At 46.9% G+C, this 21,334-nt stretch carries 24 protein-coding genes; 11 read left to right on the top strand and 13 right to left on the bottom strand.

Going from position 1 to position 21,334, the window contains the following annotated elements; genetic code table 11:
- The first annotated feature begins 178 nt into the window (after positions 1-178).
- The 5 genes from lepA to Q1B04_RS07070 all read left to right on the top strand — a co-directional run bounded on the left by lepA (position 179) and on the right by Q1B04_RS07070 (position 6,315).
- Complete coding sequence (gene lepA, locus Q1B04_RS07090) at positions 179-1,963, top strand: translation elongation factor 4 (RefSeq protein ID WP_299757327.1); 1,785 nt, start codon at positions 179-181, stop codon at positions 1,961-1,963.
- 77 nt (positions 1,964-2,040) lie between these two features.
- Complete coding sequence (locus Q1B04_RS07085) at positions 2,041-2,550, top strand: CYTH domain-containing protein (protein WP_299757324.1); 510 nt, start codon at positions 2,041-2,043, stop codon at positions 2,548-2,550.
- Between the two features lie 32 nt (positions 2,551-2,582).
- Positions 2,583-3,464, top strand: coding sequence for a tetrahydrofolate dehydrogenase/cyclohydrolase catalytic domain-containing protein (locus Q1B04_RS07080; RefSeq protein ID WP_299757321.1), 882 nt, complete (start codon positions 2,583-2,585; stop codon positions 3,462-3,464).
- A 259-nt stretch (positions 3,465-3,723) separates the two neighbouring features.
- On the top strand, positions 3,724-4,377 hold the full coding sequence (locus Q1B04_RS07075) for a 7-carboxy-7-deazaguanine synthase QueE (protein ID WP_299757319.1): 654 nt from the start codon (positions 3,724-3,726) through the stop codon (positions 4,375-4,377).
- 6 nt (positions 4,378-4,383) lie between these two features.
- The gene (locus Q1B04_RS07070) at positions 4,384-6,315 is read left to right on the top strand and encodes an OmpA family protein (RefSeq protein WP_299757317.1); all 1,932 of its coding nucleotides are present in this window, start codon (positions 4,384-4,386) and stop codon (positions 6,313-6,315) included.
- A gap of 57 nt (positions 6,316-6,372) precedes the next feature.
- Here the strand turns inward: Q1B04_RS07070 and pyrE are convergent, their stop codons facing one another.
- Positions 6,373-7,011, bottom strand: a complete 639-nt coding sequence (gene pyrE / locus Q1B04_RS07065) for an orotate phosphoribosyltransferase (RefSeq protein WP_299757315.1) — start codon at positions 7,009-7,011, stop codon at positions 6,373-6,375.
- Between the two features lie 109 nt (positions 7,012-7,120).
- Here pyrE and Q1B04_RS07060 point away from each other — a divergent pair, with 109 nt between their 5' ends.
- Complete coding sequence (locus tag Q1B04_RS07060) at positions 7,121-7,801, top strand: NUDIX domain-containing protein (protein ID WP_299757313.1); 681 nt, start codon at positions 7,121-7,123, stop codon at positions 7,799-7,801.
- Here Q1B04_RS07060 and coaD read toward each other — a convergent pair.
- The 3 genes from coaD to Q1B04_RS07045 form a co-directional block, all read right to left on the bottom strand.
- The gene (gene coaD, locus Q1B04_RS07055; protein WP_299757311.1) at positions 7,758-8,234 is read right to left on the bottom strand and encodes a pantetheine-phosphate adenylyltransferase; all 477 of its coding nucleotides are present in this window, start codon (positions 8,232-8,234) and stop codon (positions 7,758-7,760) included. The genes Q1B04_RS07060 and coaD overlap by 44 nt on opposite strands.
- A gap of 174 nt (positions 8,235-8,408) precedes the next feature.
- Positions 8,409-9,296 (bottom strand): DUF3822 family protein, encoded by an 888-nt coding sequence (locus tag Q1B04_RS07050; RefSeq protein ID WP_299757309.1) that lies wholly within the window; start codon positions 9,294-9,296, stop codon positions 8,409-8,411.
- 90 nt (positions 9,297-9,386) lie between these two features.
- On the bottom strand, positions 9,387-9,872 hold the full coding sequence (locus Q1B04_RS07045) for an NUDIX domain-containing protein (protein ID WP_299757307.1): 486 nt from the start codon (positions 9,870-9,872) through the stop codon (positions 9,387-9,389).
- A 36-nt stretch (positions 9,873-9,908) separates the two neighbouring features.
- Between Q1B04_RS07045 and Q1B04_RS07040 the strand changes: the two genes are divergently transcribed.
- The 3 genes from Q1B04_RS07040 (at position 9,909) to Q1B04_RS07030 (ending at position 12,430) form a co-directional block, all read left to right on the top strand.
- A complete protein-coding gene (locus tag Q1B04_RS07040; RefSeq protein ID WP_299757305.1) occupies positions 9,909-10,376 on the top strand; it encodes a PaaI family thioesterase in 468 nt (155 codons plus the stop codon).
- Between the two features lie 123 nt (positions 10,377-10,499).
- Positions 10,500-11,906, top strand: coding sequence for an AAA family ATPase (locus Q1B04_RS07035; protein ID WP_299757302.1), 1,407 nt, complete (start codon positions 10,500-10,502; stop codon positions 11,904-11,906).
- Positions 11,907-11,986: 80 nt separating this feature from the next.
- Positions 11,987-12,430, top strand: a complete 444-nt coding sequence (locus Q1B04_RS07030; protein WP_299757300.1) for a DUF1573 domain-containing protein — start codon at positions 11,987-11,989, stop codon at positions 12,428-12,430.
- Between the two features lie 110 nt (positions 12,431-12,540).
- Here Q1B04_RS07030 and Q1B04_RS07025 read toward each other — a convergent pair whose 3' ends face one another.
- The 7 genes from Q1B04_RS07025 to Q1B04_RS06995 all read right to left on the bottom strand — a co-directional run bounded on the left by Q1B04_RS07025 (position 12,541) and on the right by Q1B04_RS06995 (position 18,098).
- On the bottom strand, positions 12,541-12,945 hold the full coding sequence (locus tag Q1B04_RS07025; RefSeq protein ID WP_366524647.1) for a DUF423 domain-containing protein: 405 nt from the start codon (positions 12,943-12,945) through the stop codon (positions 12,541-12,543).
- 49 nt (positions 12,946-12,994) lie between these two features.
- Positions 12,995-13,441: a DUF2750 domain-containing protein gene (locus Q1B04_RS07020; RefSeq protein WP_299757298.1), complete on the bottom strand. Its 447-nt coding sequence runs from the start codon at positions 13,439-13,441 to the stop codon at positions 12,995-12,997.
- Positions 13,442-13,531: 90 nt separating this feature from the next.
- Positions 13,532-14,386: a glycerophosphodiester phosphodiesterase family protein gene (locus tag Q1B04_RS07015; protein WP_299757296.1), complete on the bottom strand. Its 855-nt coding sequence runs from the start codon at positions 14,384-14,386 to the stop codon at positions 13,532-13,534.
- Positions 14,387-14,555: 169 nt separating this feature from the next.
- Positions 14,556-15,242 carry a YggS family pyridoxal phosphate-dependent enzyme gene (locus tag Q1B04_RS07010; RefSeq protein WP_299757293.1) on the bottom strand — a complete coding sequence of 229 codons (687 nt, stop codon included), beginning with the start codon at positions 15,240-15,242 and terminating at the stop codon, positions 14,556-14,558.
- A gap of 34 nt (positions 15,243-15,276) precedes the next feature.
- Entirely contained in the window at positions 15,277-16,329 is a 1,053-nt protein-coding gene (locus Q1B04_RS07005; RefSeq protein WP_299757290.1) for a VWA domain-containing protein, read from the bottom strand.
- On the bottom strand, positions 16,313-17,224 hold the full coding sequence (locus Q1B04_RS07000; RefSeq protein WP_299757288.1) for a hypothetical protein: 912 nt from the start codon (positions 17,222-17,224) through the stop codon (positions 16,313-16,315). The genes Q1B04_RS07005 and Q1B04_RS07000 overlap by 17 nt, the downstream gene beginning before the upstream one ends.
- A complete protein-coding gene (locus Q1B04_RS06995; protein ID WP_299757285.1) occupies positions 17,217-18,098 on the bottom strand; it encodes a DUF58 domain-containing protein in 882 nt (293 codons plus the stop codon). The genes Q1B04_RS07000 and Q1B04_RS06995 overlap by 8 nt, the downstream gene beginning before the upstream one ends.
- A gap of 58 nt (positions 18,099-18,156) precedes the next feature.
- Between Q1B04_RS06995 and Q1B04_RS06990 the strand changes: the two genes are divergently transcribed.
- Entirely contained in the window at positions 18,157-18,549 is a 393-nt protein-coding gene (locus tag Q1B04_RS06990) for a DUF4296 domain-containing protein (RefSeq protein WP_299757282.1), read from the top strand.
- 11 nt (positions 18,550-18,560) lie between these two features.
- Here the strand turns inward: Q1B04_RS06990 and Q1B04_RS06985 are convergent, their stop codons facing one another.
- A complete protein-coding gene (locus Q1B04_RS06985) occupies positions 18,561-18,896 on the bottom strand; it encodes a tRNA-binding protein (RefSeq protein ID WP_299757279.1) in 336 nt (111 codons plus the stop codon).
- A 239-nt stretch (positions 18,897-19,135) separates the two neighbouring features.
- Here Q1B04_RS06985 and Q1B04_RS06980 point away from each other — a divergent pair, with 239 nt between their 5' ends.
- Entirely contained in the window at positions 19,136-20,668 is a 1,533-nt protein-coding gene (locus Q1B04_RS06980; RefSeq protein ID WP_299757277.1) for an FAD-dependent oxidoreductase, read from the top strand.
- 41 nt (positions 20,669-20,709) lie between these two features.
- On the opposite strand, the gene Q1B04_RS06975 is transcribed toward Q1B04_RS06980, so the two are convergent.
- The gene (locus Q1B04_RS06975) at positions 20,710-21,297 is read right to left on the bottom strand and encodes a DUF922 domain-containing protein (RefSeq protein WP_299757274.1); all 588 of its coding nucleotides are present in this window, start codon (positions 21,295-21,297) and stop codon (positions 20,710-20,712) included.
- Between the last annotated feature and the right edge of the window lie 37 nt (positions 21,298-21,334).

The raw sequence follows: 21,334 nt of genomic DNA, 5'->3' as shown, positions 1-21,334 counted from the left end.
TCACAACCAACTGAGTAACTTAAGCTGCTGGAATTAGATTCAAAGTACAGTTTTAGGCAGATTGCAACCATAAACATAGCCATCCATAACCTCAGTCGGTTTATTTCTTTACAAGGATAAGCTAAATCTGCTGACATGAATAGAAGATTTATTAACTTTGTTCTTCGTATAGATATTTATGAAGAACATCCGTAATTTTTGCATCATCGCCCATATTGACCATGGTAAGAGTACCCTGGCCGACCGTCTGCTGGAGTTTACCCAGACGGTAGCGGAGCGTGAAATGCAACACCAGCTGCTAGACAATATGGACCTGGAGCGCGAGCGGGGCATCACCATTAAGAGCCACGCCATCCAGATGAACTATCATTATAAAGGTGAGGAGTATGTACTCAACCTGATTGATACACCAGGCCACGTTGACTTTTCTTATGAAGTTTCCCGCTCGATTGCCGCTTGTGAGGGCGCACTTCTGATTGTGGACTCATCGCAAGGTATAGAAGCGCAGACAATCTCGAATTTATACTTGGCAATCGGTAACGACCTGGAAATTATTCCGGTATTGAACAAGATCGACCTGCCGCACTCCATGCCGGAAGAGGTGTCTGACCAAATTATTGAACTGATTGGCTGCGACAGAGAGGACATCATACATGCTTCAGGTAAAGCAGGCATCGGTATAGAGGAAATCTTAAACGCCATTTGCGACCGAATTCCGGCTCCGAAAGGTGACCCTGAAGCTCCGCTACAGGCACTGATTTTCGACTCCGTTTTTAACTCCTACAGAGGCATTGAAGTATACTTCCGTATTTTCAACGGCAACCTGAAAAAAGGGGAGAAGGTGAAGTTCATCAACACCGGTAAAACGTACGAGGCAGATGAAATCGGGGTATTGAAGCTGAACCAGGAGCCGCGCCAAGAAATGGGCGCAGGTAACGTAGGGTATCTAATCTCAGGTATCAAAAATGCTAAAGAGGTAAAAGTTGGTGATACGATAACGCACGTAGATCGTCCGGCTAAAGGCATACAGGGCTTTGAGGATGTGAAACCGATGGTATTTGCCGGTATTTATCCGGTGGAGACCAGCGAGTACGAAGAACTGCGCGCCTCCATGGAGAAGCTGCAGCTTAACGATGCCTCACTTGTTTGGGAGCCGGAAACTTCCGCAGCCCTTGGCTTTGGTTTCCGTTGCGGTTTCCTGGGCATGCTCCACATGGAGATTGTACAGGAGCGCTTAGAGCGTGAGTTCGACATGACCGTAATCACGACGGTGCCATCGGTGCAGTTCCATGCTTATACTACCAAGGAGAAAATGGTGAAGGTAAACGCTCCGTCGGAGATGCCAGATCCAAACTATATCGACCATATCGAGGAGCCGTTTATTAAAGCGCAAATTATCTCCAAGTCAGATTACGTTGGGCCGATTATTACGCTTTGTATGGACAAGCGCGGTATTCTGAAGAACCAGACTTACCTGACCAGCGACCGTGTTGAAATGACTTTCGAGATGCCGCTTGCTGAGATTGTATTCGACTTCTTTGATAAACTGAAGACAATCTCCCGTGGTTACGCCTCCCTGGATTATGAGCTGATCGGTTTCCGCCCGTCTAACATGGTGAAACTGGATATCATGCTGAACGGCGAGAAAGTGGATGCGCTTAGCGCCATTGTGCACCGCGATAAAGCTTATGACTGGGGCAAGCGCCTTTGTGAGAAACTGCGTGAGTTGCTGCCGCGCCAAATGTTCGAAATTGCCATCCAGGCTGCCATCGGTCAGAAAATCATTTCCCGAGAAACGGTGAAAGCCATGCGCAAGAACGTTTTGGCTAAGTGCTACGGCGGTGACATTTCCCGTAAACGTAAACTGCTCGAAAAACAGAAAAAGGGTAAAAAACGCATGCGCCAGGTAGGCAACGTGGAAATTCCACAAGAAGCCTTCTTAGCCGTGCTTAAACTCGACTAATATTTTATCAAGCCCCAACGTGTCCCTGCGCGTCGGGGCTTGTCACTTTTATACTTTTTTCTTTTACCTCTTTAGCTTTGTATTCTGACATCACTATAAAAGCTTACTGTTACGAGCCTGCAGAGGCCGAAAGTATACTTTTAGGACTTGGCGCTGATTATATTGGCCAGGATGTGCAAACGGATGTGTATTACGAAACGGCCTACGGACAGTTGAAGCACCGGCAGGGCGTAATAGAAAACGTGCTCATCCATTACAACAGAGTGGAGCTGGGCAATGCTATGAGAACAGAAGTACAGCTTTTTCTGAAGAACCCGAGCGCCGCTACAATTGCCAGTATTTGTGAGGGCAAAAGTATAATAAGCCAGGTAGAGAAAGTGCGTAAAATATTCTTTCTTGATAATGTAAAGTTTCACCTGGATCAAGTTGAATGCTTCGGTACTTTTATTGAAATAGAGGCGATAGACCTGGAAGGCACCATAGGATTAGAAGTGCTACGGCAACAGTGTAATTTTTATAAAGATCAACTTCAGATCGGCGATGAAGACCTGGTGCACAATGCTTATACGGATTTACTACATCAATAATAATTCATCACTCCCAATATACAATTCCAAAAATGACTCTGCTCGACGGTAAAAAAACATCCGAAGTTATTCAAGACGAAATAGCTGCTGAAGTAGCTCAAATTAAAGCCAATGGAGGCAAAACGCCGCATTTGGCTGCTGTGCTTGTAGGAAACGACGGCGGTTCTGTGACTTATGTGAACAACAAAGTGCTTACTTGTGAACGCATTGGCTTCGGCTCTTCGCTAATCCGCTACGAAGACACTGTAACTGAAGAGGAGTTGCTGAACAAGATTAAAGAGCTGAACGAGGATGAGGGAGTGGATGGTTTTATTGTGCAGTTGCCGCTACCAAAGCATATTAACTCCAATAAAGTAATTGAGGCCATTGATCCGAAAAAAGATGTGGATGGTTTTCACCCGACCAATGTTGGCCGTATGGTAGCTGGCTTGCCTGCCTACCTGCCTGCTACGCCTGCCGGTATTCTTGAACTACTGAAGCGCTATAACATTGAGACCTTAGGCAAACACTGCGTAGTAATTGGCCGAAGCAATATTGTGGGTACTCCAATGAGTATTTTGATGTCTAAATGCTCCTATCCGGGAGAGTCTACTGTTACGATTTGCCACCGTAATACAGTTAATCTGGCGCACCACACACGCCAAGCTGATATACTGATAGTAGCTGTAGGGAAGCCGGGGCTTGTAACAGCCGATATGGTAAAAGAAGGAGCTGTGGTAATTGACGTTGGAACTACCCGCGTGCCGGATGCCAGCCGCAAATCCGGATTCAGGCTGAGAGGCGATGTGGATTTTGAGAATGTAGCCGAGAAATGCAGTTATATTACGCCTGTTCCCGGTGGTGTTGGCCCACTTACAATTGCTATGCTGATGATGAACACATTAAAAGCAGCAAAAAAAGAAGTATATAGCTAAATTACTATCGCCCCTCCTCATAAATAGGAGGGGCGATCTTTTTATATATAATCCGGATGGTCAGCGTTTTAATTTCTCATCATCTATAGAATCCATTCTGAATGTATATTTCTGTATACCTTTTAATCCTGTAAATCCTAATCCTTTTTTGTAACTTTGCGAGTTCTGCCGGAAGTATAGTTTATACTTCTAAAAGGCAGCAACGCAAGTATAAACGGCTGTGCTATTAATTTAAAGTATGGCCTGAGGAGAGAAAGCATTGGAAGAATTAAAAGCATACAAAACAGCCTCTATACATCAGGTGCCTAAAGACGGCAGCAGATTACCCTTGATGGAGGCTTTTTATACTATTCAGGGTGAAGGTGGCAACACAGGCACGGCTGCTTATTTTATACGCCTGGGCGGCTGCGATGTGGGCTGCCACTGGTGCGATGTGAAAGAGAGCTGGGATGCTGAAGCTCACCCGCTTACCCCAATTGAGGATATCGTTGAAGCCGCCGCCGCTTACCCTGGCAAGGCAGTCGTGATTACTGGTGGGGAGCCTCTGCTTTACAACCTTAAACCCTTAACCGAGCAACTGCAGGCAAGAGGTATTAAGACTTACATAGAAACCTCTGGTGCATATCCCGTTAGCGGCAACTGGGACTGGATTTGTCTGTCGCCGAAAAAGTTTAAACAGCCTGACCCTTCGGTATATCCTTTTGCGCATGAGCTAAAAGTCATTATCTTTAACAAGAGTGATTTTAAGTGGGCTGAAGAGCACGCAGCCAAAGTAGGGGAGCACTGCAAACTATACTTGCAGCCGGAGTGGAGCAAAGTCAGTGAGATGACGCCGCTTATCGTAGAGTATGTGAAAAGCAACCCCCGGTGGCGTGTGTCTCTGCAGACGCACAAGTACATGGATATCCCTTAACACCTCATGAAGTATAAACAGCTCCTAATCGCCTCTTTAGTCGTGCTGGGTTCAGCGACAACTTCGCTGGCGCAAAATCAAAAGCTCAACACTACATCGGCAAAAGCAGAGCGTTTATACGAGAAAGCGGATAGCTACGTGCGGGCCCGCGATTTTGACCGTGCTTTGCAATTGCTTGGTGAGGCAATAGAGAAAGACCCTGAGTTTGCTGATGCCTACCTGCGTGCCGCCAGTCTGCACAAGATGACGGGTAATAAGGCAGCCGCTTTCGAGAACATGGAAAAAGGGCTCAAGCTACTGCCGTTCTCAAAAGGACAAGCCAACAACTACTTCGATCTGGCCGAGTTATACTTTGACAAAGGAAACTACCAGGCGGCAAGCGAATGGTATGAGACTTTTCTAAAAACAGGCGCTAACAATACAAAACAGGTTGAATGGGCGCAAAAGCAACTAAAAACCGCAGCTTTTGCACAAGAGGCCATGCAGCAGCCGGTGCAGTTCAACCCGGAGCAACTACCGGGTACGCTTAATAAATTCGGGCTTCAGTACTTCCCTTATACTACAGCCGATCAGCGCTACTTTATCTATACCGCGCGTGTAAGTGGCCGACCTGACCATGACGAAAATATTTATGTAAGCCAATACAAAGATCAGCAGTGGCAAACGCCTGTCTCTATCTCCGAAAACATCAATACACCGGCTAACGAGGGAGCAGCTACAATTTCCGGGGATGGCAAGACTTTGGTTTTCACCTCCTGTAACCGCCCGGATTCCCAAGGCGATTGCGATCTATACATCTCCTTTAGGACAGGCAGCGAATGGAGCAAGCCGCAGAACATGGGTAAAACTGTAAATTCTAAAGCCTGGGATTCTCAGCCAAGCCTTTCTGCCGATGGGCGTACTTTATACTTTACTTCCACTCGGGGCGACGGAGTAGGCAAGGAGGACATCTGGGTTACTAACCGAAATGATGACGGCTCATGGGTAAAACCTGTCAATATGGGCAGGGATATTAATACTACCGGCCGCGACATGGCGCCCTCCATACACATGAGCGGCTCCACTTTATACTTTGTAAGCGACGGGCATATAGGTATGGGAGGGTTGGATGTTTTTAAATCCGACCTGAACAAAAACGGCAAATGGACTAAGCCCCAGAACCTTGGGTATCCCTTAAATACTTTTGCCAATGAAGGCTCCCTTTTCATCACCCCAGACAGTGAGATTGGGTATTACTCACGTCAGGATAATACCGGTAACGGTGTTTCGGGAATACAGCTGTATAAGTTTGATGTGCCCGCTGCCTGGCGTAGCCGCGTGAACAGTACCTATGCGCAAGGCCGTGTATTTGATGCCTCCTCTAAAAAACCGCTTGCGGCACAGGTGCAGCTTTATGACTTAGAGGCTGATTCGCTGGTGCAGCAGGTAAATTCCGATAAGGTTTCTGGGGAGTATACCGTGGTGCTGACGCAGGGTAAGCAGTATGGGCTGTATGTGTCCGCCCCAAAATACCTTTTAAATAGCCGAAGCTTTGATTATACTTCCTCTAAGGCATTGTCGCCGGTGGCGCTGGATGTATACCTAGAGCCGATCAAATCCGGAGCGGCGATGGTGCTGAACAACCTATTTTTTGATACTGGGAAGTATAATCTGGAGAAAAACTCAAAGACGGAACTGGACAAGCTGATTGCCTTTATGAAGCAAAACCCACAGGTGAAGATTGAGATTTCAGGCCATACCGACGATGTTGGATCTGACAAGGCAAATCAACTACTGTCGGAGCGCAGGGCAAAGTCTGTGGTAGATTATTTGGCCCAAAAAGGCGTAGATAAAAATCGTATCAGATACAAAGGCTATGGCGAATCAAAGCCAGTTCAGCCTAATACCTCAGAAGAAAACCGCCAGTTGAACCGTCGCATCGAAATGCGGATACTGTAAAGTATAAAGGGAGGGTCAATTGGTATGTGCCCTCCCTTTATACTTTTGGCTTATATCTTAAACGCCCCAGGTTTCCGGTGACTGGCGCCACTCAGCCAGCGTGTCCATGGCGGACTCTTGAATATAACCATGCTTCGCGGCAGCCTCTACTAGTGCTTCATAATTGCTCAGGCAATGCAGCGGAATACCGGCATTCTTAAAATTCTTATCTGCTGTAGCAAAGCCATAGGTAAAGATAGCGGCCATTCCCACCACCTCTGCGCCAGCTGCCTTAACGGCTTCAGCGGCTTTCAATGAGCTGCCACCCGTCGAGATCAGGTCTTCCACCATCACCACTTTCTGGCCCTCCAGCAGCCGTCCTTCAATTTGATTGCCCATTCCATGCTTCTTTGGCTCCGGCCGCACGTATAGGAAAGGCATCTCCAGCAAATCAGCTACCAAGGCGCCCTGTGCTATGCCTGCTGTGGCAACGCCAGCGATAGCTTCAGCCTCCGGGTACTGCTGCTTAATCAGTTCTGCCAGCTGTTGCTTTATGTAGCTGCGGATGTAGGGGAAGGAGAGCGTTACGCGGTTATCGCAGTAGATAGGGGAGTTCCAGCCGCTGCTCCATTTAAATGGCTGCTCCGGTCTTAACTTTACGGCCTCTGTCTCGAGCAGGAACGAGGCCACCTGATGTGCTGTTGTCATAGAATCCATGACCCGAATTTACAGAAATAATCTTCCTTTTTAAGGCTGCTTATTTTGATTGACCTGATTTATTTTTTGTTTTGTATAAATTACGCTTCCACTGAAGCACCCAAACCTCATGAACGTTTTTATTAACGACATTCCGCTTATACTAAAAAAAGCTACAGATAAGGTATACAAGCATGAGTATGACCTGGTTCTGAAGGCTTCAGAGCATTTTACCTCGAAAGATCTGATTGGAGATGTACTTATAAAAGAGGCAGACCCGCAGCTGATAGATCGCCTGGTACGTTTGATGGAGGTGAAAAAACTCAAAAAGTTGAAATCACTGACTCTTGTTGCCGACAAAAAGAAAAAGATGATCGAGCACCTGAAGGACCAGTTCAAAATTGTGAAAGCTGCCGGAGGGCTAGTTCTGAAAGACGGCAAAATACTGATGATCTACCGGCTTGGTGTATGGGACCTGCCAAAAGGAAAACTGGAGAAAAAGGAAAAAGTACGCCAAGGCGCTATCCGTGAAGTAGAAGAGGAGTGCAACATAAAAGTTGATGTAGTGGAGAAGCTACCGAAAACCTGGCACTCCTACGCCTTCAAAGGAAAGAAGATCCTGAAAAGAACCAGCTGGTACTTGATGGAGTGCACCGACGACAGTTTAATGAAGCCGCAGGCCGAGGAGTTTATAGAAGAAGTACGCTGGATGACACCCGAGGAGGTACAGGAGGTGCTGCCTAAGGCTTATATGTCAATTGCTTTTATTATGAGACACTATCTGCAATCTCAGAAAACTGGAAAGGTATAAACTCATCCACGTTGCCGCCAAATCGGTGAATTTCCCGAATTATAGAGGAACTGATGGCGGCAAGGTGCGGTGACGTAATCAGAAACACGCTTTCCAAATCATGGTTTACATGGCGGTTGGCCTGAGCGATGGTATTTTCATATTCAAAGTCAGTGGTGTTGCGCAGGCCACGTAACAGAAACTGAGCGCCTGTCTCACGCGCATATTCTGCCGTCAGCCCTTTAAACGTCACGACTTTAATGTTGGAATGATCGGCAAAAATGCGCGTCATGACTTTCTCCATTTTCTCCACCGGTATGTAGCGCTGCTTGCTGCTGTTGTTACCTATTGCCACAATCACTTCATCAAAAAGCTTTGCGCCGCGCATCACTACATCATAATGGCCATTAGTGAACGGGTCAAAAGATCCAGGGAATAGGGCGATTCTTTTCATGAGGTTAAGTTGGTAAATAGTAGGATGGCTAAATGGTTGATGCCTGAATTCCGGCTGCTATAGTTATTTAAATGGGTTGATTTGGTTTAGTAAAGTGCTGAATTACCATAAGTTGAAAGTATACTTAAGATCTATATCCAGCAATCTAAAAATTCAACCATCAGCAATTAAGCCTCACTCGCAGAGGTGCAGGCTGTACAACTCAAAGTAACGGTGCTCAAACATGTCATGGAATTTATAACTGTATTCCACATCCGAAGGTTTTTTGCCTAGCCTGATCTGCCGGATATACTTCTGCAAAATATTGAACAGGGATGAATCGTGCGTGATGTCGCCCCAGACCGTCAGCGTTTCCTGCTCCGGGTTCATTTTCTGCTCCTGCATGATGAAGATGATGTAGTAGATAAAATCCTCCGGGCTTACATAGTGGAATATATTGCAGAACTCCAGACCTCCGGGGCCAATCACCAATAGCGTAACATAATTGCGCTCCACAAAGGCATACATGCTGCGGAGGTTAGTACGTGGGATTTGGTGAAGTATACTTCTAATAAGTGAACTTGTGAGGTGCACCACCTGCAGCGACTGCTTCGGGAACAAATCTTGCAGCGCCTTCACCAGATTACCGTCTATGGCAAAAATATTTATAGCTTCCAGGCCGTTATGCCTGTAGCACAGCACTTCATCCTGAATTGGGTTAAAGTCGGAGTGCAGGCGCAGGTAATCTTGCTGATGAGTGGGCTCATATAGCGTTTCGGGCACGAGGGTAAAGTGCTGGTTGCTCACCGATACGCGCACCATGTTCCAGTTCTGTTGCTGCAGCAGCTCGTTTTCCTGTGCAATCAGGCGCAGTTGCTCCGCCACCTGCATTGGAGAGAAAACTGTAATCAGCTCATAATCTTCCAGTACCACAAACTTATTGCGTTCTGTGTTAGCCACTGCCAGGCGTATGGCTTTTTGGCTGAGAGCGATATATAAATTGCACTGCCCCGCCTGCTCCAGCGAAAAAGCTTCATCCTGTATCCTGTGGGAGAGCCTGTAGTGTGTGTTGATGGTGTTCAAGGTCTACTGTGGTCATGTGTAAGCTACAGCGGGCAAAGCCGCCTTACTGCAAGTATAAAAAAATTATGGCAAAAGGCAGCGGGGCCGGCACTATGGCATAAAATTATGTGGCAGGCCCAGCAAGTCATCCAGTGAAAGCAACAGCTGTAGCGAACGGTGTTTATCTCCAAAAGGAATTGCTTGAATCTCTTTGACGCTCAGCCACTGCAGGTGCTCAATTAGCTGGTTTCCGTCTTCAGCCTCAGGATCGGAGCCGGTTGTCATTTCTCCGCCGACAGGGTTTACCTCAAAAAAGAACTCAACGGCGTGCAAGGGCTCCTGCAAAAACTCATTCACGAAAAGAAAACGGTTCACCTCAACCTGCAGTCCTGTTTCCTCCTCAAACTCACGCCTCAGGCAATCATGAATAGTTTCTCCGTATTGAAGGCCGCCCCCGGGAGGAGCCCAAAATGCATTATTGCCAATTGTATTGCTGTGGCGCATTAAAAGTAACTTATTCTCTTTTATACAGATGCCACACGCCCGCACGCGTAATTTCTTAGCGTAGGCAGCGGCGGCAGGGTTTAAATCAGACATAATAGGTTTATGGTGTTTTGATCGTAAATTTACAGTATGATTAAAACGTATAATCCGGATTACGAAACAGACATACGCGAAAAGCTGGAGCGACAGGAGTTTATGAAACTCTTGGGCTTTAACGTTACAAAGATAGAAGAAGGTAAGATAGAAGGCGAATTAATGCTGGAACAGAAGCATCGGCAGCACAAAGGCTTCGCTCACGGTGGTGTTATAGCCACTCTAGCGGATATTGTGGCAGGTTTTGCAGCCGTAAGTTTAGTGCCAAAAGGCCATAATGTAGTTACAGCCGAGATAAAAGTTTCATACTTTCACCCTGGACTTGGAGACAAGCTGCTGGCAAAAGGTTACGTATTAAAGCAGGGGCGAAAAATTAATTTCTGCGAAGCCGAAGTATACTCCGTAAAAGGAGAGGAGCCCCCGCTGCTTATCGCCAAAGCCAGCACAAGTATGGCCACCATTACTCCGGAAGATATTTTGAGAGATAAAAAGTTAGAAGGCTAAAGAGTCTTAAAAACTTATACTTACGGATAATGAAAAGTATACTTTAGACTTATACTTCAACGAAGTCAAGTCAGTTAGCCAACTTCCAAACTCTCTAACCTTTTAACTTTCTAACTTTTTAAGATGCGCCCGGTAGAAGCCTTACGAAACAGTTTCCCGTTTGAACCGACAGAGGACCAGGCGAAGCTTTTTGCTAAACTTGATGAGTTTATACTTAATAAAACCGATGAGCGGCAGGTGTTTCTGCTGAAAGGGTATGCCGGTACAGGTAAAACCACCGTTGTTACCTCATTGGTTAAAATCCTGAACTCGTTTGGGTATAAGTATGTGCTGCTGGCGCCCACCGGCCGTGCCGCCAAGGTAATGTCTAGCTACAGTGGCCGCCCTGCATTTACTATACATAAAAAAATCTACCGCCAAACCGCTAACCCTTTTTCTGATGGGCTTTCCTTTACCCGACAGCCAAACAAAACTGACAGCACCATTTACATTGTAGATGAGGCCTCGATGATATCGGACGAAAGCGGCTTTGGCGAAAACGGCCTGCTGCAGGACCTGCTGCAGTATGTGTTCGACAAAAAGAAAAACAAACTGCTGCTGATCGGGGATACGGCTCAGCTGCCACCGGTGGGCCAGACGCTGAGTCCGTCTTTGGATGCTGAATACATGAAGCAGAACTTTCGGTGCCAAGTACAGCAAATAGAGCTGCGCCAGGTTATGCGGCAAGCAGAAGCATCAGGTATACTGATGAACGCCACGCAGCTCCGCGACCGCATGAAGCAGGAGAAGCTCGATATTAAACTGTTTACCAAAGGTTGGCGCGATATTTACCGCATGACAGGCGAGAAGCTGGAAGACGGCCTAAGGTATGCCTATGATAAATTCGGTGTGGAAAATACCATCGTTATCTGCCGCTCTAACAAAAATGCCAACCAATATAACCAGCACATCCGTCGCCGAATATTCTTTGCTGAGGATGAACTGGGGGTAGGCGATTACCTGATGATTGTGCGCAACAACTATTTCTGGCTTCCTAAAGACTCAGACATAGGGTTTATGGCCAACGGCGATTTTGTGGAGGTAACTAAAATTATCCGCTATGAGGATATGTATGGTTTCCGCTTTGCCGACGTAAGGCTCCGGTTTGTAGACTACCCTGATGCACAGGAAGAGGAGGTGAAGATTATGCTCGACACACTTTACTCTGATTCCCCGGCGCTGCCATCGGATCAGAACAAGAAGCTCTATGAGGAGGTGCTGCAAGATTACATGGATATCAAAACCAAGAAAGAGCGTTACAAGGAGCTAAAGAAAAACCCTTACTTAAATGCGCTGCAGGTAAAGTTTGCTTATGCGCTTACCTGCCATAAAGCACAGGGCGGACAGTGGCAGGCCGTGTTCGTGGATCAGGGTTTTTTGAAGGAGGATATGGTGAATGAGGAGTTCGCTCGCTGGCTTTACACGGCCCTTACCCGCTCCTCGGAAGAGCTTTTCCTCCTGAACTTTAACGAACAATTATTAGTTGACTGAAAAAGAAAAGCTTATTTTGCATCGTTTTTGCTGAAGATAAGTATATATAAAATTGAATAAACTTTAACCCTCTACATAAGATGAAAAAAGTAATCCTTTCTTTTGCTTTTGCCGCCCTGTTTGTTGGCGGCGCTGTGGCGCAGGAAAAACCTAAGGCTACTGCCCCGCAGGAGCAGGCTAAAAACGGCCCAGCACTTACCTTCCAGGCCACGGAGCACAACTTCGGAGATATTACGCAGGGAGATGTGGTGGAGCATACCTTTGAGTTTAAGAACACAGGCACCCAGCCACTTGTACTGGAGCGCGTTGACGTAACCTGTGGCTGCACTACCCCAGCCTGGACTAAAGAGCCGATTATGCCTGGTAAAACTGGCTTTATTACAGCTAAATTTAACAGCGCCGGAAAGCTTGGCCAGCAGAAGAAAGCTATCATTGTACATTCAAATGCTGCCGAAGGAGCCAAATATGTGTACATTGTAACTAACATCAAAGAGAAATCTAACGCCAGCGCTGCTAAAAACTAATTAGCTGGTTCTGCCAAAGTATAAAAGGCCGCTCTATTATGAGCGGCCTTTGTTTTTATAGCTGTGCTATGTTTTTGATTACTTGCACTTTATTCTTCTAAAAATCTGCCTTAAAGAGCCTTTAGAACAGCATAGAAAAGTGCTCCCCAGCCAACAATAAACAGTGTGCCACCGATAGGGGTTATAGCTCCCAACCATGTTATCCCCGTCAGTACCAGTACATACAAGGAACCAGAAAAGACCAGTATACCCATAAAAAAGCACCACGCGGCTACCTGTAATGCAGGCTGTTGCACCTGAAATAGCAGCAGCCCGACAGCCAAAAGTGCCAAAGTATGGTACATCTGGTATTTAACAGCTGTTTCAAAGGTATCTACACGGTTGCTGGCCTGCAGCATAGGAGCAAGAGCATGTGCACCAAAAGCGCCAATAGCTACTGTTAAGGCACCTAATGCGCTGGCAATCAAAAGTATGGCTTTCTGCGTCACGGTATTAAAGAATAAATGAGCCTGCAAAGTTTACAGGGCGCATAAAGATACGACAGCAAATCCAGATAAGCAGATTTTACTCGGCCTCCAGGGCTTCGATCAGTTGCTCTTCAAACTCCTGCTGGCTATCGTACTGTACAAACTCCAGCGTTTTGCCCTCAGCTTTCAGCTGCGTCACTACATCTAAGGCTACTACAAGCGGCTCAGCTTCTTTGCCAACTAAGTCTTTGTCCCAGTCTGCTCCAACAAGCAGCTCATCGCCATACATGCCAACGCACCAGTTCTCCAGAAATTCCACTAAAGACACTGGCTCCGGCACATAGTCTGCCCACTCATCTTCAGCACAAGCCAAAGCACCTTCCTTGCCAGACCAGAACAAAATCACTTCTGTATCTTCAAATTCAGATGAACTGGAAGTGGCCCAGGTTTCATCTTTAGTTAAGCCCCAGACTTCCTCTGATTGCACAACATGCTTTATAAAGTTCTGATACTGTTGCTCAATGTTGTTTGCATGCTGTGTCATATGTTGTTGTTTAATGGTTTTAGTATGATTTTAAAAGCAAATTACAAAAAAACTATATACTTTAAGAATATCTGCTCAATTGAATGCCGGTTACAGCTGCTTAAACAGGTTAGGGTAATCTGAAATAAGTCCGTCAACGCCTAACCTTTTAAACCTTTTCATCTCCTGCACGCTGTTTACAGTCCAAGGCACGAGTTTCATTCCTCGTTTATGGGTTGCCTCTACGAGAGCAGACGTAACGAGTTTAAAGTAAGGGCTATAAATATTGGGCGTAAAGCCGAGCCGCTCTATATTTTTTTCTAAACCTTTCAGATTCTCCACCAGCAGAGAAGTTTTTATATCTGGATATTTAAGGTGAAGTGCTTGGAGCGTGCGTGGGTCAAAAGACTGTATTATAACGTATGGTCGTATTTTTCTTTCCTCCACTACAGCTACCAGCTTATCAATAAATTCTTCAGGTGCCGGGTGGTAACGTCCATCTCCAAAAGGCTTTGATTTAGTTTCAATGTTATAGAAAACCTGATCAAGATGATGCTCTTTAATATAAGCCTGAACGGAATCTATTACTTCTGAGAGCAACGGTTTATGCACTTTCATCAGGTGCTGCTCCGGAAACTTGTCGTAGTATTTGGAGCCTACGTCAAACCTGAGAATCTCGCTGTACGGCATCTGGAACAATACATATTTCTTAGCATCTTTTGCCGGTATTTGCTCGCCGGATGGCAGCAGCTCATGCTCCCGATTAAAATACGGGTCGTGAGAGAGGAGCACCAACCCGTCCTGACTAATATGCGCATCCATCTCCAAAGTAGTGACACCCAGCTCCAGCGCCTTGAGCATGGCAGGTACCGTATTTTCTGGCAATAGCCCGCGCGCACCCCGATGCCCTTCCAGGTCAAACTCCGGAAGTGGCGGTGTAGCTGCAGCAGGAGGAGTATTTTGCATGTAGTTAGAAGTTGTGCAGGCTGTTAACAACAGAAAAGCTAAATGCAAAGTATAAAATATGGCTTTTATCATCGTTTACATACTTGTAAAAGAAGCTGGTAGCAGCTTTCATCATCATACTTTCATTCTCCAAAAAAGCTATGGGTTATACTTCTGCTGCAGCCTTACGCTAGCTTTTACTGTAATCTCTGGCCCCGAAAATGCCGCTGCCGACCCTGATCATGGTACTTCCTTCTTCCACGGCTAATTTCCAATCCGAAGTCATACCCATCGAGATTTCCTTAAAGTCGTCGTTTGCCATAAAGAAAGTTTCCTTCAGCCGGTTAAAGCACGCCCGTAACTCACTAAACTCTTGCCTCAACTTTAGCTCATCTGTGGTGTTAGTGGCGATGCCCATTACGCCGGTGATACGGATGTACTTCATCTGGCGGTATTCATCTGACTGCAGCAGTGCTTCGGCCTCAGCGCAGGTCATGCCATACTTGCTATCCTCATCGGCAATGGAAATTTGAAGCATACAGTTTATAGGCAGCGTTCGGCCGTACATTTCAGCGCGCTTGTTTATCTCCACTAGCAGCTTTAGGCTATCTACAGATTGTATGGTGTCAATAAACTCAGCAATATATTTTACTTTGTTTGTTTGAAGGTGGCCGATCAGGTGCCAGGCAATGTCGTGCGGAAGCAGGGCATATTTATCAACCAGTTCCTGTACTTTATTTTCTCCAAATAGTCGGTGTCCGGCGTCGTAGGCTTCTTTTACCAGTTCAGCCGGATGCGTTTTAGAAACAGCCACCAGTCGGCAAGGGGTGCGCTGAAGCTGTCCGTCAAAGTATAGTATATTATCTTTAATGCTCATGAGTTATAGTATAGGTAAATTATTTTAACCTTAGTTAATCTTCCAGTACATTGGCTATAAAGGTGTTTTTAAGCAGCATCCAGATCACGAGCAGCATAAGCGCCCATTTCAGGTATACCTGGTAATAATCCTGTGTATCACGGAAGCGCCTCTCTGTCACCTCTGTTTTTTCGAGGCGGTTGATATTTTGGAAAACCTCCTGCAGCGTGCTTTTAGAGTCGGCTCTGTAAAACTGCCCTTCACCGAGAGCGGCTATTTCCCGGAGACTTGATTCATCCATTTGCGTCTCTACGTAAAGCACCTGGCCGGCTCCGTCCACCTCATACGGTACTTGCCCATCTTTACCAATCCCGATCGTATAAAGTTTTATACCGTAAGCGTAAGATAGCTGCGCCGCAAGCGCTGGGTTCAGGCTGCCGGCAGTGTTCTCGCCATCACTGATCAAGATAATAACCTTGCTTTGCGCATCAGAGTCTCGCATGCGGTTGGTGGCTACAGCAAGTGCGCTGCCAATGGCTGTCCCGTCGTTCTGGATCATCTTAAAACGAATGGTTCTTATACTTTCGCGCAGCAGGTCGTAATCGGTGGTGAGCGGGGCCAGAGAATAGGCGTCGCCAGCAAAAACTACCAAACCGATACGGTCTTGCACGCGCCCGTCTATAAAGTTAAGCGCCACTTCTTTAGCTGCTTCCAAGCGGTTCGGCACAAAATCCTGCAACTCCATTGAGCCGGATACATCCAGCACAAGCACAATGTCTATACCTTCTGAAGTCAGTTCTAGTTGCTCGTTTACACGCTGCGGCCTTGCCAGCGCCACCAGCACCAGCATCGTGAAAAGCATAAATACCAGCCGTGGCACAAAACGAAGTAAGCTGCTCCACTGCCAGTTTACGCGCCCTTCAAACAAAGCCATTTCCAGCTTAATGCGCGTGTTGCTCCGAAGTATGGATTTTAAAAAAAATAAGAGCGGAATTACCGGCAATGCATACAGCGCAAGCGGGTACACCCAATCAAAGGAGCGGAGGGTGCTGTAGGTGAACCACTCGTTGCTCAGCCAGTCCCACAATTGGCTATCTATTTCTTGCATTTCTGATTTGTTCGCTGTGTAACTGGTAGCGTTCTTTCGAGAAACGGCGCAGCATGCTCAGCGCTAGGTTCGCTTCACCTTCCGACTCCGTTTGCAGGTTTCCGTAAATGGCTTTGTCGCAGATGCGCAAGGCAGTGTTCACTTCCTCATCGTCTTCGTAAAACTCAACAATCTCTTTGGTTGTAAAGGAGTTGATGCCGCTACGTTCTAGCTTAGTCAGATAGTTTTTCCAGAGCGTAACCGCTTTCTCAAGGCTCGCCTGAACACCGGATTTCTGAAAACGGTCTTTATGTGAGTTAAAGCGCGAAGCAAAGTAAACGTGGTCCTTGCGAAGCCTATAAAGTTTATATCTGCGCTTAATCGATTGCCCAAACAGAAGCCAAATCAGAGAAACAACAGCTACCACAGTCACAACCCAAAGCAGCATAATGGGCCAGTTAAACCGTTCTTCTACGGGGGCTAGCGCTGTGCTGGAGATAACCACCAAAGGCTCCTGCACCGTCTTAACCAGTTGCTTGAGGTGCACAGCATTTACATCAGTAAAAAGCGAAAGCGTATCCTGTTCGCGCAGTATGTAAACAGGCAATGCCAGTTGCTGCAGGGTGTCGGTCTCGAAGGTTCGTAACGTGTAAACCGCGCTGTCCGTGCTGACTCCCGCTTTTGTGCTGGTAGGGTAAAAATCATTTCTAACTAACTCAAAGGGAGCAAAGTTATAGTTGGCAGCCGGAAGTATAACTTCAAGCGTGTCAGGGTGGCGGTGCAGCAGCGTAAACTGCACCAACTCGCCAAGCCGGATGGTATCGCGGTTAAAATAGCCCTTGGGTTGCAGTAGCTGTTGCGCATCGGCAGCCAGCTGGCATAGGCTTAGGAGCAGAAGTAAAAGCAGTTTACGCACTTTTCTTAGTTGACTTATTTCGGAGCCTGAACAGGTTCACTAGCTGCGGCACGTAATCTTCGTTGGTATCTATAGCCAGGTAATTGGCCTGGTATTTCTGGCAAAGGCGCACCAGCCGCTCCTGGTTTTCAGTATACTGCATCAGGTAACGTTTCTGAAACTCCTCGCCTGAAGTATTTAACCAAAGTGTGCGGCCAGTCTCTTTATCAAGTATGGGTACAATGCCCATGGCTGGCAACTGCTGTTCGCGTAGGTCGCGCAGGTGCAGCACAATCAGGTCATGTCGGCGTGCCAGCATACTTAACTCTTTCTCATAATTGTTATCTATAAAGTCGGAGAGGAGCAGGATAATACTGCGTCGTTTGATGATATCTAGGGTTAATTTTATACCTGCCGATAAGCTTGTTTGCTTGGATACCGGCACCAGCTCACTCAGCGATTTTATGATCGCGTAGGCCTGCTGAATTCCTTTGGCCGGTTTCAGGTATCTTTCCTTTCTGTCAGAAAAACAGATAACCCCGATCTGGCTTTGCTGCCTTGCCGCAGACAAAGCAAGCACTCCGCATATTTCTTTGCCAACATCCAGCTTCTGCTGCGCCCCGGTTCCGATGCATTGCGAGGCGCTTACATCCAGCATCAGAAACACTGACTGCTCCTTTTCCTCGCGGTAAGTTTTAACAAACGTCCCGTGGCCTTTTGCTGATACATTCCAGTCAATAGAGCGCACGTCATCGCCATACTGGTAGGCGCGCACATCATCAAACTCCAATCCTGTGCCCTTAAACACAGAATGGAAATCGCCCTGCATTTGGGTGTTTATCGCTTTGCGAATGCGTATTTCGTACTTTCGTAGCTTCTTAACAAGCTCTCTCATGTAAAGGTAAGCTGCAGTCTGATTTTAAAATTAAGTGATAAACTCGTAATATGCATCCGTGAAACGACTTTTCTGCATACTTTTTTGCTTTAGCATGCTCGGCTGCCAGAGCCAGAGCGACCAGAAACCGAAGGATATTATTCCGGAGGATAAAATGGTAAGAATACTGGCCGACATTCATACTGCCGAGGCGATGATCGAATCGAATGTGATTTACCCTGACACTGCCTTGATGACTTTCAATCAGGAGCAGGAGAAGATATTTACCCGCTACAACGTGACGCAAAGCCAGTTTGAGGATACGTATGACTACTACCTGGATAACCTCAAAGATATGGATGAGCTTTATGAGATTATAGTGGATACACTGAGCATGCGCGAGACAAAGGCTAAAGCTGGCACAGGCCAGGAAGCCACCACCGAGCAGGAGCAGCAGCTGCAGGCGCAGTAAAAGCTGTTCGGCTACATCAGTTTGCTTCCGTTTGGTACTTTGCCCGCCGGCTGTGCCAGTACAATGTCGCCCGATTCGTCCGCGAAACCTGTAACGAGTACCTCCGACATAAAATTGCCAATCTGTTTTTTGCCTAAGTTTGTAACGCACAGCACTTGCTGGCCTAGCAGCTCTTCCGGTTTATAGTGCTTCGTGATCTGAGCGCTAGATTTTTTGATACCAAGCGGCCCTAGGTCCAGCTGTAGTTTATAGGCTGGCTTGCGCGCGCCCTCTAAGTTTTCAGCCGCTACAATAGTAGCCACCCTGATATCCGTCTTTTCAAACTCCTGCCAGGTAATCTGTTCCATAGTGTGTTCAGGTACATGCATAGTTTTGCTTATTTGGTGTAGCCGCTCAAGATAAGTATAAGTTTTGAGGCTTTGCAACTCATGCAGTTTTAAGGTATAGGTTTGCTGCCTATTTAACAACACAAAGCCTCTGCAGGAGCCCTTGAGCAACATATGCCAACCTGCTTCGTACTCCTATTCATCCGGCTTTGCCGCCTTGGCAAGGCTCAGCAAATTTCCATTTGTACAAAATTAAAACTATGAAAAAGGAGTCCGGTGCCACTTTACCAGTTTGGATGAATCAGTTGCAGCTGCCGCCCACAAAAACGCTTGAGGAAAACCTTTCGTGTGATGTGTGTGTGGTGGGAGCAGGTATAGCTGGCCTTACAACAGCTTATCTGTTGGCTAAAGAAGGGAAGCGGGTTGTGGTGCTGGAGTCTAAAGACATTGGCGGCGGTGAGACCAGCAGAACTACGGCGCATCTTTCTAATGCGCTTGATGAGCAGTATTATAATCTGATAAAGCTTTTCGGCAAAGATGGCGCCCGCCTAGCCTGCCAAAGCCACGCGCAGGCAATCGACAAAATTGAAGAAATTGCGAACGAAGAAAATATCGACTGTGACTTTACCCGTATAGATGGCTACCTGTTTGCTGCCTCGGCAGAAGAAGAGGAGAAGCTGATGCAGGAGCTAGAGGCTTTGCAACAGATTGGCTGGCAGGATGTGGTAATGCGCAAACGCTGCCCAGTTGATACCTTAACAGCTTTTCCTTGCTTGCACTACCCGAACCAGGGGCGCTTCCATGTAATGAAATACCTGAATGGCCTAGCCAACGCTTTTATAGATAAAGGTGGGCGCATCTATACAGGGTCTCATGTGAAGGAGTTTAGATCGGGTGCAGTTGCCACAGCGGTAACTGCCGAAGGGTACGCCGTAGCTGCCAATCACCTGGTGGTGGCAACCAACACTCCCGTAAACGACAGAGTAACCATGCACACCAAACAAGCGCCTTATCGCACGTATGCCATTGGGGTGCAGGTGCCGAAAGACTCTGTGGCCGATGCCTTGTATTGGGACATGAAAGATCCTTACCACTACATCCGCCTACAGAAAGAAACAACCGGAGAATCCCGGTACGATTTGCTGATTGTAGGGGGAGAAGACCATAAGACAGGGCAGCATGCGCATCCTATAGAGTGTTTTCAGGAACTGGAGCGATGGACCAAACTTAAATTCCCAGAGGCTCAGGAAGTGCTTTACCGCTGGTCTGGCCAGGTGTTTGAGCCTGTGGATGGACTGGCATATATAGGCCGAAACCCCGGCGATGAGGAAAATGTGTACATCGCTACAGGTGATTCCGGACACGGCATGACACACGGTACTATAGCAGGCATACTTATAACTGACCTGATTATGGAGCGACCTAACCCGTGGGCCAAATTGTATGATCCTTCCCGTGTCAGCCTAAAATCAGTAGGGGAATTTTTGAAGGAGAACCTGAATGTGGCAGCTCAAATGAAAGATTTTGTTACACCGGGTGATGTGGATGAGCTGGCTGATGTAATACCTGGCACCGGCCGGATTATGCGCAAAGGAGCCCAAAAAGTCGCTGTGTACTGTGATCAGGATGGCGTACGTCATCAGTGCTCAGCTGTATGTCCTCACTTAGGTTGTGTGGTAAGCTGGAACAGCGTGGAGAGCTCCTGGGACTGCCCATGTCATGGTTCTCGTTTCGATCCGTTTGGTAAGGTAATTACAGGACCCGCCAGTTCAGACCTTGGCCCGGCAAGCTAAGCCAGCGCAAATAAAACCATACTTCAGAGGCTTATCAATAACTATTGATAAGCCTCTAATCTTTTCAGGCGTACAGCAATATTAGCGGCCCAAGCTTCCTGCTCTTCTTTCTCCATGCCGTGCTTAGAAGCTTTGTCAAATATATCCTGCTCCGCTCTCCAACGCTTGAAGGCTTCATTAACCACTAAGCTTAATTTAGTTTTAAGGTTAGAGCAGCTGATCTGCTGCAGGTCGTGGCGAAGCTGCCGGGCGTGTACTTCTGTCAGGTCGAAGTGAAGTTGCTCGTGCGCCAATAATTTCTCAGAATTTTTTTTCTTGGACCACGACTGCTGGGGCAGAAAGACACACTTTACCACATAGCTGTACTGGCTGTTTTTGCAACTCGCATTTACTGCCAGGTTGGCTGCTGTGAGGGCATGGTGCGGATTGGCATCGTCGGGTAAACCTTTGAAATCATCCCAGGTTAATCTGCGGTCCGTTGACCAGGTAACTTGCTCACTAATAGCATTATCTGCAGGTGTTTTTATAGCTATACTTGCAGCAGAAGTGGCTGCTGCAGAAGCATCTGGGTATAGATGGGGAAGCAGAATTCTTGCCCAGAATGACAGGAATAAGGTAAAGGTAAACATGTAGGACTCGGCTAAAAGTGAATACTGTTTGTAGTAT

The sequence above is a fragment of the uncultured Pontibacter sp. genome (genome assembly GCF_947495565.1).
Lineage (GTDB): Bacteria > Bacteroidota > Bacteroidia > Cytophagales > Hymenobacteraceae > Pontibacter.
This window is presented reverse-complemented; position numbering and strand designations above follow the sequence as displayed.

What these genes read in the sequence shown, in the direction of transcription:
- Q1B04_RS07030 (WP_299757300.1), top strand. Translation starts at nt 11,987, where the DNA reads ATGAAAAAAGTAATCCTTTCTTTTGCTTTTGCCGCCCTGTTTGTTGGC.
- Q1B04_RS07035 (WP_299757302.1), top strand. Translation starts at nt 10,500, where the DNA reads ATGCGCCCGGTAGAAGCCTTACGAAACAGTTTCCCGTTTGAACCGACA.
- Q1B04_RS07040 (WP_299757305.1), top strand. Translation starts at nt 9,909, where the DNA reads ATGATTAAAACGTATAATCCGGATTACGAAACAGACATACGCGAAAAG.
- Q1B04_RS07020 (WP_299757298.1), bottom strand. Translation starts at nt 13,441, where the DNA reads ATGACACAGCATGCAAACAACATTGAGCAACAGTATCAGAACTTTATA.
- Q1B04_RS06975 (WP_299757274.1), bottom strand. Translation starts at nt 21,297, where the DNA reads ATGTTTACCTTTACCTTATTCCTGTCATTCTGGGCAAGAATTCTGCTT.
- lepA (WP_299757327.1), top strand. Translation starts at nt 179, where the DNA reads ATGAAGAACATCCGTAATTTTTGCATCATCGCCCATATTGACCATGGT.
- Q1B04_RS07080 (WP_299757321.1), top strand. Translation starts at nt 2,583, where the DNA reads ATGACTCTGCTCGACGGTAAAAAAACATCCGAAGTTATTCAAGACGAA.
- Q1B04_RS06980 (WP_299757277.1), top strand. Translation starts at nt 19,136, where the DNA reads ATGAAAAAGGAGTCCGGTGCCACTTTACCAGTTTGGATGAATCAGTTG.
- Q1B04_RS06985 (WP_299757279.1), bottom strand. Translation starts at nt 18,896, where the DNA reads ATGGAACAGATTACCTGGCAGGAGTTTGAAAAGACGGATATCAGGGTG.
- Q1B04_RS07060 (WP_299757313.1), top strand. Translation starts at nt 7,121, where the DNA reads ATGAACGTTTTTATTAACGACATTCCGCTTATACTAAAAAAAGCTACA.
- Q1B04_RS06995 (WP_299757285.1), bottom strand. Translation starts at nt 18,098, where the DNA reads ATGAGAGAGCTTGTTAAGAAGCTACGAAAGTACGAAATACGCATTCGC.
- Q1B04_RS07010 (WP_299757293.1), bottom strand. Translation starts at nt 15,242, where the DNA reads ATGAGCATTAAAGATAATATACTATACTTTGACGGACAGCTTCAGCGC.
- Q1B04_RS07045 (WP_299757307.1), bottom strand. Translation starts at nt 9,872, where the DNA reads ATGTCTGATTTAAACCCTGCCGCCGCTGCCTACGCTAAGAAATTACGC.
- coaD (WP_299757311.1), bottom strand. Translation starts at nt 8,234, where the DNA reads ATGAAAAGAATCGCCCTATTCCCTGGATCTTTTGACCCGTTCACTAAT.
- pyrE (WP_299757315.1), bottom strand. Translation starts at nt 7,011, where the DNA reads ATGGATTCTATGACAACAGCACATCAGGTGGCCTCGTTCCTGCTCGAG.
- Q1B04_RS07015 (WP_299757296.1), bottom strand. Translation starts at nt 14,386, where the DNA reads ATGCAAAATACTCCTCCTGCTGCAGCTACACCGCCACTTCCGGAGTTT.
- Q1B04_RS07005 (WP_299757290.1), bottom strand. Translation starts at nt 16,329, where the DNA reads ATGCAAGAAATAGATAGCCAATTGTGGGACTGGCTGAGCAACGAGTGG.
- Q1B04_RS07070 (WP_299757317.1), top strand. Translation starts at nt 4,384, where the DNA reads ATGAAGTATAAACAGCTCCTAATCGCCTCTTTAGTCGTGCTGGGTTCA.